General features: G+C 63.5%; 12 protein-coding genes and 2 pseudogenes. 5 read left to right on the top strand and 9 right to left on the bottom strand.

The genetic code is table 11. The features are described 5' to 3' along the window. Positions 1-217: 217 nt before the first annotated feature. A pseudogene (locus tag U9J39_RS05710) lies at positions 218-1,745 on the bottom strand (ATP-binding protein). Positions 1,746-2,778: 1,033 nt separating this feature from the next. On the opposite strand from U9J39_RS05710, the gene U9J39_RS05705 reads away from it, so the two are divergent. The 5 genes and pseudogenes from U9J39_RS05705 to U9J39_RS05685 all read left to right on the top strand — a co-directional run bounded on the left by U9J39_RS05705 (position 2,779) and on the right by U9J39_RS05685 (position 5,901). Next, positions 2,779-3,054 carry a hypothetical protein gene (locus tag U9J39_RS05705; RefSeq protein WP_326346716.1) on the top strand — a complete coding sequence of 92 codons (276 nt, stop codon included), beginning with the start codon at positions 2,779-2,781 and terminating at the stop codon, positions 3,052-3,054. A 206-nt stretch (positions 3,055-3,260) separates the two neighbouring features. Continuing rightward, the gene (locus U9J39_RS05700; RefSeq protein ID WP_326346715.1) at positions 3,261-4,373 is read left to right on the top strand and encodes a porin; all 1,113 of its coding nucleotides are present in this window, start codon (positions 3,261-3,263) and stop codon (positions 4,371-4,373) included. A gap of 187 nt (positions 4,374-4,560) precedes the next feature. Then, positions 4,561-4,778 (top strand): annotated as a pseudogene (locus U9J39_RS05695) (SOS response-associated peptidase family protein); the annotation flags it as partial. Between the two features lie 616 nt (positions 4,779-5,394). Further along, complete coding sequence (locus U9J39_RS05690; protein WP_326346714.1) at positions 5,395-5,622, top strand: DUF2188 domain-containing protein; 228 nt, start codon at positions 5,395-5,397, stop codon at positions 5,620-5,622. Positions 5,623-5,697: 75 nt separating this feature from the next. Further along, positions 5,698-5,901 carry a DUF2188 domain-containing protein gene (locus U9J39_RS05685; protein ID WP_326346713.1) on the top strand — a complete coding sequence of 68 codons (204 nt, stop codon included), beginning with the start codon at positions 5,698-5,700 and terminating at the stop codon, positions 5,899-5,901. A gap of 16 nt (positions 5,902-5,917) precedes the next feature. Here U9J39_RS05685 and U9J39_RS05680 read toward each other — a convergent pair whose 3' ends face one another. The 8 genes from U9J39_RS05680 to U9J39_RS05645 all read right to left on the bottom strand — a co-directional run bounded on the left by U9J39_RS05680 (position 5,918) and on the right by U9J39_RS05645 (position 12,715). Beyond that, the gene (locus tag U9J39_RS05680) at positions 5,918-6,208 is read right to left on the bottom strand and encodes a hypothetical protein (RefSeq protein WP_326346712.1); all 291 of its coding nucleotides are present in this window, start codon (positions 6,206-6,208) and stop codon (positions 5,918-5,920) included. After that, positions 6,205-6,600: a hypothetical protein gene (locus tag U9J39_RS05675; RefSeq protein ID WP_326346711.1), complete on the bottom strand. Its 396-nt coding sequence runs from the start codon at positions 6,598-6,600 to the stop codon at positions 6,205-6,207. The genes U9J39_RS05680 and U9J39_RS05675 overlap by 4 nt, the downstream gene beginning before the upstream one ends. Continuing rightward, complete coding sequence (locus U9J39_RS05670) at positions 6,597-7,088, bottom strand: lysozyme (protein ID WP_326346710.1); 492 nt, start codon at positions 7,086-7,088, stop codon at positions 6,597-6,599. The genes U9J39_RS05675 and U9J39_RS05670 overlap by 4 nt, the downstream gene beginning before the upstream one ends. Continuing rightward, on the bottom strand, positions 7,085-7,360 hold the full coding sequence (locus U9J39_RS05665) for a hypothetical protein (RefSeq protein WP_062798388.1): 276 nt from the start codon (positions 7,358-7,360) through the stop codon (positions 7,085-7,087). Before U9J39_RS05665 ends, U9J39_RS05670 begins: the two co-directional genes overlap by 4 nt. A 517-nt stretch (positions 7,361-7,877) precedes the next feature. Beyond that, positions 7,878-8,501 (bottom strand): hypothetical protein, encoded by a 624-nt coding sequence (locus tag U9J39_RS05660; RefSeq protein ID WP_326346709.1) that lies wholly within the window; start codon positions 8,499-8,501, stop codon positions 7,878-7,880. Between the two features lie 770 nt (positions 8,502-9,271). Then, complete coding sequence (locus U9J39_RS05655) at positions 9,272-11,575, bottom strand: hypothetical protein (protein ID WP_326346708.1); 2,304 nt, start codon at positions 11,573-11,575, stop codon at positions 9,272-9,274. Between the two features lie 71 nt (positions 11,576-11,646). Continuing rightward, complete coding sequence (locus U9J39_RS05650) at positions 11,647-12,474, bottom strand: hypothetical protein (protein ID WP_326346707.1); 828 nt, start codon at positions 12,472-12,474, stop codon at positions 11,647-11,649. Next, complete coding sequence (locus tag U9J39_RS05645) at positions 12,467-12,715, bottom strand: hypothetical protein (RefSeq protein ID WP_326346706.1); 249 nt, start codon at positions 12,713-12,715, stop codon at positions 12,467-12,469. Before U9J39_RS05645 ends, U9J39_RS05650 begins: the two co-directional genes overlap by 8 nt. Positions 12,716-12,724 lie beyond the last annotated feature (9 nt).

Raw genomic sequence — 12,724 nt, 5'->3', positions numbered from 1 at the left:
ATCCCACAGCGATTGGCCCGCCCCGCCAATTGGAGTAGTGCACCTGAAACACGGTCTTCCCGATATCCACAAAACTCCGATTGCCGGGAAATGTGTACGAATGCTATGCGTCGGTACGACAGCCGGGGATCAAGCGATCGTGAGGTTGATCCCGAAGTACAAGTTCCCTTCAAGGAGCATTCCCGTCCGGCAACCAGACGCGTGTCTGGCAAGTCAATCAGGTTCTTAGCGCCTTCGCGATATCAGCTATGCGGTATGGCTTATATACGAATGGAAATTCGCTGATTGTTCCATGCTCGCGGCGCAGCGCGGCCCGTAAGAAGCCCGAGGTCAGGACCACCTTGGTATGCGGATATTCCGACCTGATGATGCGCGCCAGTTCCATGCCGCTTATACCCTGCGGCATGGAAATGTCCGCGAAAACGACGTCGATATCGATGCGTCTGCGCAGTATAATCGGCCTCAGCGGTGCTACTGACGGCCACGACTTCGTATCCAATGTTCCTGAACAACTCGGTCGCAAGTCCGAGCACATCGGGCTCGTCATCCACCACCATGACCGTCTCAACCTTTGAGGAAGCCCGGCAAATAGTGGCTTCCTACGGCTCGACCACTGGAAAATAGAGTTCGACCGTCGTACCTTTCCCACCTTCGCTCGAAATGACGATGTCGCCGCCCGACTGGGTAACGAATCCGTACACTTGACTGAGTCCTAGCCCCGTTCCCTTACCCGCCGGCTTGGTCGTGAAGAACGGCTCAAATGCCTGCGCCAGTATTTCCTTGGACATGCCGGTGCCCGTGTCGGAAACTGATATCCGCGCGTAGTGACCCGCAGAAAGCGCCGTCGTCACTTCTCTGTCTGATTCGACGGTGTCGACGGTGATCGTCACGGTACCCCCTTCGGGCATGGCGTCGATCGCATTTACCACGAGATTGAGGAGGGCCGCCTCAAACCTCGCCACGTCAACAAGAGCGAAGGCATGTTGAGTCTGAACTCTCAGTTCGACGCGCGTTTTGCGATCGCCGGCGCGCGTAAGCATCGGCTCAAAATCGCGCACCAGCGAACTGAGGTTGTGCACTTCCGCTTGCAGCGGCTGTTGACGCGCAAATGAAAGAAGTTGCTGCGTGAGCGATGCTCCCCGGTCGATCGCCCGGCGCATGCCTTCAATCATCTTCATGTCCATATGCGTGCGCGACTGCATCGCGAGAATCTGCAGGCCATTTGACAGCACCGCGAGCAGGTTGTTGAAATCGTGGGCGACACCTCCGGTCAATCGTCCAATGGCCTCCATCTTCTGCGCCTGAAACAATGCCGCCCTGGCTTTCTCTAGCGCAGCCGAAGCCTCCTTGCGCTCGGTAATGTCCCGCGTGACCTTCGCAAAACCGACTAGTGAACCTGTCTCGTCACGAATGGCGTCCACCACGACATGTGCCCAAAAGCGGGTGCCGTTCTTACGTATCCGCCATCCCTCCCGTTCGACGCGCCCCTCCCGAGCTGCCGTCGTGAGAGTGAGTGCTGGCACCCCCGCCGCCCGGTCCTCTTCTGTATAGAAACACGAGAAATGTCGGCCGATGATCTCTGAGTTGCAGTAACCTTTGATGCGCTCGGCCCCGGGGTTCCAGGTCGTCACGATACCTGCCGGTGAAAGCATGAAGATTGCATAGTCCGTGACCCCTTGAACTAGGAGCCGGAATTGCTCTTCGGTCTGGCGGGCCGTGTCTTGTGGCTTCTGAAGATCGGTCATAGGAGGAATTTACCGTCGCAAAAACACTTTTCCCTGTGGAAGTTGAGTTCTCCGCCGTCGGGCATGCTTCATTCCTACCCTCTTACAGCCGAAACCGCACGCGCCGGCTGCTCACATGGCGAGTACCAGCCAGGTGAAGAGGCCCATGAAGCACTTTTTTTAATCGAGATATGGCGCACAATCCGTGGTAAGCGGGCCGGCGGCGATCAGCGCCATGGATGCCTGGCGCCGTAGATGGCCTTGAGTCGCGGACGGACGCAGCGCATTGTCATTGTAGCTTTTACCGCCGACAATGAATCCGCCATCCGGACGGTGGAGATCGTGGGGCTCACGAGAGAGGCCGTTGACGAGGGTGCAACAACGGACCTTCGAATGTACAAGGCTATGCCTAGGTCGAATGACTAAAACCGGCCCGGCTACTGCCGTTGCTCTTCCGCCATTCCTGGGTACCTTGATGTCCCGTTTCTCCTGGCGCCCCTCCTGCTTCGTGTCGCGCTTGTCTTGCAGTCACTGGGAGTTGCTCTTCTGGTTTGCTGCCCGGCAGTCGACCTTGCCCCCGCGCGCTTCCTGTTTGGCAGCCTGGTTTGCGTCCCTGCCTTGTTGGCGCTGTTGTGACTGGTGGGTGGCCAGGCAGCCCCCGATAGTGCCAGGAGTCCGGCTACGGACAGCCCACCAGCAACGTGCGGATTTCCCTTGGGAGACGCAGGGCGCCAGTGCCACCTTCTGCGCCCGTGGCGAAGACGCATCGCACCCCCCGGGTCGAAAGCGCATCCGCCAGTGCATACCGTGGGTTCGCCGTGGAGATCGAGGTCGAGGATGGCCATGTCGACCCCGAACTCGGGCCCGGCCACGACCGTCAGGGCACGGAAATGGCTAGCGGCGGCATAAATTCCACGCTGCGCGACGCTGCCCGGTTTGCCGAGGCGGTGCGCCGGGCGGCGGAGGCCGATGCCTCGGGCGGGATCTCGCCGGGGCGGTACGTATCGCGCTGCAGCCGGCCGGCAACCAGGCCCGCTTTGCGCGCGGGAATTCCATGCCGGGCCGCGATGGCTACGGCTATCGCAACTACTGCTTCCAGCGCAACGACGGCGACGGCAGTATCGAGGCCAGCGGACGCTTTGGGCAGAAGATCTATATCAACCCGGCCAAGGGGCTGACTGTGGTGAAGTTCTCCGCCAGCCCCGATGGCGCCGCGCGCGCGACCAGCGCCGCCGGGGTGCGCAAGCGCGACGATCCGGCGCGCGCGATGAAATCCGCCGAGGCCATGGTGGCCGCGGCGCTCGCGGTCCATCGCGCGGTCAGCCGCTGATCCACGCCGGGCAGGGCCCGGCAAATCCCCCTGACTTACCTCTCACGCACGCCGCCGAGGCGTGCGGAGGACAACTGCGCGCCTGCGGCCGCGCAATGCCGGACCGTTGCTGTCCGGCAAGCCTCGCACGCTTGTGCAGTCCGCAATCCAGCCATCGGCACCTTCGCCGTGGCGATGACCAACCACAACGACACAGGATGGAGACCATGAAGATCAAGCTTGAGAATCTAATGCTGCCGGCGGCGCTGGCCATGCTGGCCGGCACGGCGCAGGCGAACGTGACGCTGTATGGCCTGGCCGATGCCAACATCGAATACGTCAATCACCTGTCGACGATGCTGCCCACGCAGGCGGGCTTTCCGGGGCCGGGGCATAGCCGCGTGGCGCTGGGCTCCGGCGGCTTGTCTGGCTCGCGCTGGGGCCTGCGTGGCACCGAGGACCTGGGCGGCAGCCTCAAGGCGGTGTTCGTGCTGGAGAACGGCTTCGGCATCGACGACGGCCGGCAGACGCAATCCGGCCGGCTGTTCGGCCGCCAGGCCTTCGTTGGCCTGCTGAGCGAGCGCGCCGGCCGGCTGACCTTCGGGCGCCAGTACACGTCGATCTTCGATGCCTTCTCCAACTTCTCGCCCAGCAGCTATTCGACCCAGTATGAGCCGATCGCGGCGCAGCTTGGCCTGGACTTTCGCTCGGACAACAACGTCAAGTACACGGGCGCGTTCGGGGGCTTGACCGCCATCGGCAACTATTCGCCCGGCAACGGCGTGTTCGGCGCCGGCGAGGTCGCGGGCCAATCGCGCCGGGATACGGGCTATGGCGCGGGCCTCAACTACTTTGCCGGTGGCTTCGGCGCGGCGCTGGCGTTCAACCGCTACAACCCGACTCTGGGGGCCGGCGGCGCCGTCGGCAACTTCCGCAAGGCCGGTGCCGCGCTCAGCTACCGCACCGGCCCGGTCAAGCTGATGGGCGGCTATCGCTGGGGGCTCAACACGTCGACCAACGGCGCGACTATCGTGCGTGACGACTACTACTGGGCCGGCATCAACTACCGTGCTACCTCCAATCTTGACCTGACGCTTGCGTACTACTACGACGACGTCAAGACGCTTGGCGGCAGCAATGTGAAGAACCCCTGGCAAGTGAGCTTCATCGCCGACTACAGCCTGTCTAAGCGGACCGATGTTTATCTGACCACGGCTTACGTCCAGCACGCCGGCATTAACTTCGATACCTCGGCGGTGAGCTTTGCCAACGGGTATTTCCTTGGTAGTGGCCATCGCAGCATGACGGCGGTGGCGGTGGGCATGCGGCATCGGTTCTGAGCGCGGGTTACAAACGGCTAGCAATGTCTCGCTTCGTTCGGGCCTTGCCTGCCTTTCGGCTTATTTGCTTACCAACCACGGATGGTACGGTTATCTGTACGAAGCCGACCGTTATCGACCTCATCTCGGTCGTTCGCATGTCGTTTATCGAATGACCTTTGTTGGCCGAAGACGGTCAATCCTCGCAATCTGGCTGCCTGACGAGCCCGCCTTCGCATCGCGGGACTGTGGCGAGACTGGCCCGACGGTGCCTACTCGTTCACCATGCTGACCGTCAACGCGGAAAAGCACCCCGTCATGAGCCGGATGCACGCCCCCGGCAAGGAAAAGAGGTCGGTGGTCATCGTGCCGCGGCAGCAGTGGGACGAATGGCTGGCGTGCCGCGACCCCGAAGTCGCGCGAACCGTTCACGCCACCGGCGGGCGCGATGCGGGCGAGGGGGGCGGCGTCTGGTACTACCAGAACGGCTCGCCGGAAGCGGTGGCATGGGCGCTGCGGCGCATCACCGGCAAGAGCTGAGCGCAACTGGTAACTGAGCGGCTGTGGTCGCGCTTTGCCGACGATGATGCCTACACCCAGTTGGGTTCGAACTCCGCTGGCATCAGCCATCACCTGATGGCGCACCTTCGTCAACTGCCTGGCCCAATGGTGTGCACCGCCGCACGCCTCCATTCCGATTAGGCAGGGAGCCTTCATGAGCCTCTTCACGGCGGAGGCGATGGCCACCGAGCCGGCGCCGATCATGAGGCGCCCGAAAGAGCCACCGTTGACTGCCGGTGCTCAACTGCAGCTTTAGCCGCTTTGGCGGCTTCGCGTGGCACCGTAGCAACACCACCAATAGGTGGGGTTCGAAAACGCCAGGCGGTTTGCGAACATTTTTTTGGGCGTCATCCGCGATTGCCCCACCCAAACTTGATGCCCTCGCCACCCGGCCGAGGGCTTTTCTTTTGTCGGACGGCGCCTGATAGCGGCGGCTGCATGGCGGGCACAGACTGGCTTCATCAACAGCCAGGAGACAGCCATGCCAGGAAAAAATATCCACGTCCTGCCCGCCGGCGACCAGGGCTGGGCGGTCGCGGTTGAAGGCACCGATGGCGCGACCACGCACTACCCCAGCCAGGAAGAAGCGATCGCTGCAGGAACCGAGAAGGCAAAGCAAGATAAGGTCGAGCTGCTGATCCACGGCCGCGATGGGCAGATCCGGGAGCGCAACTCGTTTGGGCACGCCCCCCGCAACATCAAGGGCTGAGGCAATGTGTTTCTGTTCGGTACCGTACATACCAGTTCTCGGACTAGACTGGCCTATGGCGCTCAGGAGCTAACCATGCCGCGCAAGCACGTGCATATAGTTTTGGCCGGGGACCGCTGGGCCGTTGTGGCTGACGGTGGTCACGGCCGCGAGACGTTTCGGACCCTTGAGGACGCTATCGCTGAGGGAGCTAGGAAGGCGCAGCAGAGGCAAGCGGAACTCTTGATCCACGGCCGCGACGGTCAAGTCAGGCAGCGAAGCAATTTCAGCGAAGCTTAGTCCCCCCGTCTTGCGATTACTGGCAGGCGGCGATCGCCGCCTGCTGCTTTTGCTCGTAAGCTCGGCGCTGCTCGAGCTCAACCAGCGCGGCTTGCCCCTTCGTGTAGACATCGGCGGCCGGATCCACTTGGTCAAGCGCCCAGGCTGGCCGCTCAATCAATGACACCCGACAGGGCACGCCCACGGGTATCTCCACAGTCCGCGTCTGAGTGATGGCCCCGGGCGTGCTGGCGCAGCCAGCAAGCATCGCGAGTGCCGTCAACCCTCCAAGCGTTTGTCCTTTCGAAATTTCCCAGATGCGCTTCATCGTCCGGCCCTCCGCTCTTTGATTGCCTCGGTCAGCAGCTCGTCGAGCGAGCCGCATAGGTCTTTCGGCCTGGCCGGCGGCCGGCGGGCTAAGTCGCCGGCCCGCCGCTCGTACACCGCAGCACGCTCTTCCGCTGCGGCCACGGCAGACGCGGCCTGCCTGGCACGCTCAGCGGCTTCCTGCTTCAAATCCTTAACAGCCTTGTCGGCCTTGCCCAGGTCAATCGAGCACTGTTTGTTAGCCCCCACGGCTAGATCCCGCTTCCCCTCGGCATCCTTCTGGCTCTTTCTGGCCAGCTCCAGGCGGGGGGTGTACCAGGACGCCGAGCCGAAGACGCCCAGCACCAGCCCCAACGCCAGCGCACCCACTGCCGCGTAGATCGCGGACCTCATGGCAGCCCCCTTTCACAAACACTGCGCTCAATCGCACGACGTTTGACCAAGCCGGGCAGCACCTTACCGCGTGCGGTTACCCATTGAGGCCGTCCGCTGTCACTCTCGTTCATCGCCTTACAGGCCCCGCGGAAGTTCCCAGCGTTGAATCGCGCCGCCGTCGCGCTGTCGCAGTAGGCACCGGCGCCCACGTTGATCGCGAAGCTTATGGCCGCCCCCAGTTGCCAGGGCCGTCCCTTCAGTCCCGGCGTGCAAGCGAGCACCGGCTCTGCATGCTCGATGAGATCATCGACAAGTAGCTTTTCGCATTCGGCCTCCGTGTATGGCCTGCCAAGCACGGCGGTCTTCGTGTGTCCCGAGCAAGCGGTGACAATGCCGATTGGGTCCCTGTACCCGCGCAGCACCTTGCCCTCAAGCTGAGGCGTGATGGCGAGCAGCCAAGCCGCCGTTGGCGCGCCGACCAGCGCGATCAATTTGGCCTTGCTCATTTGATTCCGCCTCCCTTGATGGCCGTCCACAAGCCAATGACCGCCGCCAGCGCGCCCGCGATGTAGCCGATGGGCTTTGCAGCCCGCCCAAGCCAGGCGATGACCTTGAATCCACCGGAGAGGGCATCGAACAGCTCGACCAGTCCCTGTGTGTTGGCTTCCGTCCTGCGCGTGCACTCGGTGTTCTCCGCCACGCTTTCCTTAAGAGCCTTTACCTCACCGACCAGCTGCTCGAACTCTTCCCGGCTGACATGGTTTGCGTTATCCGGCATGTATTCCCCGTCAAATGAAAAAGCCCGCATGCGGCGGGCACAAAAAAAAGCCGCACGAAGCGGCTTGTGATCTGCATCACAGAAACTTATGGCTGTCGGACTACAGTCAGTGCGTTCGGGGTCCTCCCCTCGAGCTTTGCCCGAATGCCAGGCTTCCCCCCCGGCTGCCTGGCTCTTTGTAGGCTAGTCGTGGTCGGCGTCAACACCAGCTCGCGAGATTACCTCTCCAATTCCTTGGTGACAATTCCAGCAGTTACCTATGGCGTGCCGTAATACCTCGCGCCGAAACTGCTCCCATGCCGACACGGCAGCAGGAATTGGAGCAACACGGACGTGAGAAAGAGCTTCCGAAACGCGAAGGCGAAAAGGACGCCGAATGGTTGGATCGTCGAATGGCCCATCCGAGGTTACACCCTGGTATTTAGTACCCCATACCCGACAGAACAGGCCGCGCTTTCCGCAGTGCACCGGATGTTATGGGACCACAGTTGTGAGGAAAACGGCTGCGAGCGCCAGCTCAGACCGGCCACCCCACCTCAATCTCGTCGCAAAGTGCCTTGACCTCCGGGACGCTTGTGCAACCGCGCACCGCGTCCTGCTTTCGCCCACACGTGCCCGCAATGCCTGCTTCAAGTTTGGACAAGGCCGCCGCTTTGGACAACACCTTCGCCACCAGCTCGACCAAGGGGATGTCTCGCACCTGCGCCTCCATCGCCAGATTCGGCGATCGGCTTGGGTCTTGTGTATCCTGATACGTGACCGCCTCCCAACGCTTGATGCCCCAAGATGCCATCTCTGCCGGGCTGTAGTTGGAAACCACTGCATCGCGCTTGCTCTTGGCCAGCGCTTCGATCGCCTCGATGGCGATGGCCTGCGCCGCCTCCAGTGAGCCAACCATGGCGATCGACCAAGTCTGGTAATAGGTACCGTCAACCAGCTTGAAGCCTGCATCCTCGACGGACTCGAGCAGTCCGACGGTGGGCTGTGCCATATCCATCGCCGGAACAAAACCATACTCCGCCGCCAGCTCGCCCGGAATCACCACTGGAAACGAGATTCCCGCCGGCAGCTGATGTCGAAGTTGGTGCTGGTTGATGATTGGGCCGGCCGGTTGGCCGTTTTCAATCTTCACGTAGTGCATGTCGTGTCCTCAAAGGTCCGCAGCGTTATTTGGATAGGAGCGCCCACCTCCCCACAGGATGCGCACAGCGCCCTTGCCACCTACACCGCCATCCGTGCTGCCGTTGCGCCCTCCAGCGCCGCCCCCACCGTAGTTGCCGCCGTTCTTGCCGATGCCAGCGGATCCGCCGGACCCGCCTCCACCGGGCGAACCACTTGAATAGGTGCCGTTCGGCCCTTGGCCTCTCAAGGCGACGCCACCTCCCCCATACTCGCGCCCGCCCCCGCCTCCGGCGCCGCCCCCGCCCGCCGTGCCGCTGCCGCTACCCTGTCCGTTGCCGCCTGCACCTGTGTAGCCACCTGCGCCTCCGCCTCCACCACCGAACGAGTACGAGGCACTGCTGCCGCCGCTGTAGACCGTGGCCGAACTGAACGCTCCCGATTTAACGCTCGCCTGCCCTGCATACACGTAGAGATCGCCAGCACCGTTCGGCAGCGAGACGCGACTGTAGATCTGCGCCCCACTGGATGAAAATTGGACAATGATCTTTGTGCCTGGAGTAACAGGGATTTCGTTTGCCCAGCCAAAATCGCCACCTTTGCCTCCTGTCGCAGTCGAGCCGCCCCAATCACCCCCATTACCCCCAGGCGACACAGCTGCAACGCAAACATGCGTGACACCATCCGGGACGGTCCAGCTATAACCATCAAAGCCGCCCGTTGTGGTGGATTCGAAGACCACCTGGCCTGGCGCAGCTTCTTGCGCACCACACATCATCAGCATCTTCGTACTCATGAGTTCTGCCCTGCCTTGAAGGCGCGCCAGGTTGCGCCACCATCACGAGTGCGCAGCACGAACACATCTGCCTTGCCGTTGGCTGCAGTGAGTGAAGGGGACGTGCCCCCCGGCCACTTCACGGTACCTGGCCACGCAATCGTGCGCGCAGTGCCATCTGCAACGAATTCCAGGTCCATGGCGTAACTCTTACCAGCCGCCGGCGGATTCGCGATTGTCAGCGTGGTGATGTTGGCGTTCAGCGAGACCGTGAACTGGTTGCCAGCGCTGCAGTCAAGCACCAGCGTCCCGCCGCTGATAGCCGGCGCGGTCGACGTTTCACTCATGCTCGTCAGCTGCTTCCCGGTCATCACAGACGGCAGTCGCGCATCATCCAGCGAGCCGCTGGTCAGGTTGCTCGCGTTCGCGGCAGCCGCCGCGTTGTCGGTGATCTGCCGCTGCAGTTTGCCCAGCGCCGCCAGCATTGTGTCGGTCGCCGCGATTGCAGCGTTGACCGCCGTCGACAGTCCGGTCAACACAGCGGCGCGCACGCGTGCGGCTGTGAAGTACTGGTTCATCGCCCCTTCGGGGACCGCATCTGTGCTGCCCGGACTCGCACTGATCTCGACGTAGGCGGATCCAGACCAGCGATAGGTCTTGTTCGTGTCAAGCGCAACATAGATTCTTCCGCTCTCACCGACGACCGGAAATGCGGCTTGACTGGCGTACTCGAGGACATCATCCACGAAGCTTGGCAGCTGCGCCGCAGGCACCTTGCCGCCGCCATCAAGCGTTGCAACGCCACCGACTGCACCCTTCTCCGCGAGCGGGATCTTGCCGTCCAGCGCGGCCTGCAATCCAGTCACCGCGCTGATCGGCTCCTCTCCGGTGTGATTTGCTCGATCCAGCAGGTGCGAATCCGCCGCGTTGGCCGTCGCCCCCGCAGCCACGCCATCGAGCTTGCCTTTGTCCGCCGCGGGCATCAGGCCAGCTGCAGCGGCAGTCGCCTCGGGCAGCGTGACGTCGCCACCGCCGTCCGGCGCAATGCCTTGAACCGACACCACTGACCCGGAGCCGTCGATCCCGCGCCGAGCGAACACCCGCCAGTTGACGGGATCCGCGGCCGGGTTCGTTGGCGTGGTACCTGCCACGATGCGCTCCCAGGTGGCACCGTCGTCTGTGGCGAGATCCCCGACGGCGTAGGCCGCCGCCGCCGCCCATGGGCCACGCGAGACCAGGCCTGGGACACCCTGTGCACCGCGCCCCCCGACCAGAGCGATGTTCCAGTCGGCATGCTCGACTGCGCCGACGAAGTACTCCACCGCCAGAGTCAGGCTCGTGCCGGCGTAGGCGGAGACCGGCCCTTCGACGAACACGGACCCGTCGTCGCTCGCCGCGCGCAGGCGCTGACCAAGCGTCCAGGCCTTGCCCGCCTGGGTGGCGAACACCGCAGGGCCGGCACCTGGAACCAGCGGCGTCACCGAGGATCCCGCCAGTGCCGCCGCGTAGTTCTGCGCGGCGTCCCGCGCCGCCTCGGCTTGGCCCTTTGCCGCAACCGCATCACCCTTTGCCGCAACTGCCTGGTCGCGCGCGGTATCAGCATCTGCCCTCGCCTGCCCGGCATCCGTGGCTGCCTGGACAGCTTCGTCGCGCCTCGCCGCGGCCGTCTCCGCGCTGGCGGCCGCCTCATCCGCTTTGTCGCCAGCAGACGAGGCACTGGCGGCCGCTGCACCGGCTGCCTCATCGGCGGCCTGTGCACGCTGACCAGCCAGCTGGGCGGATTGGCCAGCAGCCAGTGCGGCATCCGCTGCGCCCTGCGCATCGAGCTCCACCTGATCGCGCAACGCCTCTAGGGCAGCCGTGACGTCGCCCTGCGGGCCGCGAATATCCACGGCCTGCGCGATATCGGCCACCAGGCCCGCGGCGCCGACGTAGGCCCCGGATGACGGCTTGGCGCCCTGCCCACCGGCCCAGTCGATCACGCGCATGACGCGGCGTGCGCCGTCGACGATCACCGCGATCACCGGGCTCCAACCCTTATCCCCGACGGCTCCGGCCGGCCCACTCTGGCCGGACAGGCTGATCGTCCAGTTGGAGAACGTCCCTGCGCCTGAGGTGGCGGCAACCAGGACCGACATATCGCCAGTCTCGGCGTCGTAGGCCGACACCTGACCATCCATCCACTGCGTGACGTCGCTCGTGCGTGTGATACGCACCGGCATGCCGACGGCAAACTGCTTGCTCGCCTGCGTAATAAGGTTCTGTGTGCCGGTGCCGATCGTGAGGTCCGACGCACTGGTGCCCGAGATCTGCTCCGTCACACGATCCCAAAGGTTGTTCAACCAGCGGACCGCGTGAGGCCCTAGCATTTTGACGTAGAACGGTCCCGCCATCACCATCCCTCAATGTCGAACTGCGTTGAATAGAGCGTCGGGGAACCATGCCCGACGCCTGGCACCTGCTTGAGCTTCCCGTAGACCATGTTGTCCTGCTCGAGCAGCACATCATCCCACTCCGGATAGAGGCTGACGAACAACCAACGTCGCGTGCCCGCGCGCCTGAGAATCTCAGCCACATGGGCCCTGTCAGAAGTGCCAAGCCACGCCAGGTCGAAGCGGAGGGCGGTCAGACGAGTGCCGGGATCCGACCAGATGTCCCCCGACTCGGCCGTCGTGTTGCGCGTACTGTCTGAGTGCGTCACCGCGGCCCCGAACGACGCGTTCCAGCGCGGCTCGAAGTAGCCGCCGGCGATCAGCCGCACCACCTCGAGGAAGCCGGCCGCGTTCTCTGGATCTCGCAGATCTACGATCATTCGGCGGCCGGCAACTGCCTCGAACCAGATCGACGCCTTCGACAGCCCGTGCGAGCTGGCGGCGTTGACGCAAAGCGGCTGAGACCAGTCCCACTCGCCGAGCATCGCACCGGGGCACGCATACCGCCAACCGGTGTCGACCAGCAGCTCGCCCCCTGCCGCGGCGTCGAAGACCTGCACCCGGATTTCAGCGTTGGGCGACAAGTTGCAGCCCGGCAACGCCACACAGCCCACAGCTTCAAGTTGGGGCCAAGTCAGCGTGTAAGTTACGCTGGTACCGGCCGATCGATGTACCAGGCCAAGCGTGTCATTCTGCAGGTTTGCTGCCACCAGCCCGCCCGCGGTACTCGACGCGACGATAGCTGCCCTGTCGGCGGCGTTGTCGTGAACGATTCGCAGGTTAGGCATCCAAGCGCTCCAGCCTCAGTCCAACCGCGCCCAGCTTGTCATTCAGCGCGGCCAGCAGTTCCTGCGTGATGTCATCAGGCACCACCGCCTGCACCTGATGCGCCGGCTGGCCGACAATGCGGCCCTGGGGGTCCGTCACCACTTGCACGACGCTCATGGTCACGCCCTGACCGAAAGGCGCCGGCATGAACTGGTTATCCAGGTGGACTTGCAGGTTTGCCATCTGTTGGGTGCGTTGCATGTAGGCCTC

Origin of the sequence: Cupriavidus sp. SS-3 (genome assembly GCF_035818815.1) — a bacterium.
Classification (GTDB): Bacteria; Pseudomonadota; Gammaproteobacteria; order Burkholderiales; family Burkholderiaceae; genus Cupriavidus; species Cupriavidus taiwanensis_C.
This window is presented reverse-complemented; position numbering and strand designations above follow the sequence as displayed.

Coding starts and splice junctions, on each gene's coding strand:
- U9J39_RS05665 (WP_062798388.1), bottom strand. CDS start 7,360: ATGCCGGATAACGCAAACCATGTCAGCCGGGAAGAGTTCGAGCAGCTG.
- U9J39_RS05645 (WP_326346706.1), bottom strand. CDS start 12,715: ATGCAACGCACCCAACAGATGGCAAACCTGCAAGTCCACCTGGATAAC.
- U9J39_RS05675 (WP_326346711.1), bottom strand. CDS start 6,600: ATGAGGTCCGCGATCTACGCGGCAGTGGGTGCGCTGGCGTTGGGGCTG.
- U9J39_RS05705 (WP_326346716.1), top strand. CDS start 2,779: ATGCCGGGCCGCGATGGCTACGGCTATCGCAACTACTGCTTCCAGCGC.
- U9J39_RS05680 (WP_326346712.1), bottom strand. CDS start 6,208: ATGAAGCGCATCTGGGAAATTTCGAAAGGACAAACGCTTGGAGGGTTG.
- U9J39_RS05650 (WP_326346707.1), bottom strand. CDS start 12,474: ATGCCTAACCTGCGAATCGTTCACGACAACGCCGCCGACAGGGCAGCT.
- U9J39_RS05670 (WP_326346710.1), bottom strand. CDS start 7,088: ATGAGCAAGGCCAAATTGATCGCGCTGGTCGGCGCGCCAACGGCGGCT.
- U9J39_RS05700 (WP_326346715.1), top strand. CDS start 3,261: ATGAAGATCAAGCTTGAGAATCTAATGCTGCCGGCGGCGCTGGCCATG.
- U9J39_RS05660 (WP_326346709.1), bottom strand. CDS start 8,501: ATGCACTACGTGAAGATTGAAAACGGCCAACCGGCCGGCCCAATCATC.
- U9J39_RS05690 (WP_326346714.1), top strand. CDS start 5,395: ATGCCAGGAAAAAATATCCACGTCCTGCCCGCCGGCGACCAGGGCTGG.
- U9J39_RS05685 (WP_326346713.1), top strand. CDS start 5,698: ATGCCGCGCAAGCACGTGCATATAGTTTTGGCCGGGGACCGCTGGGCC.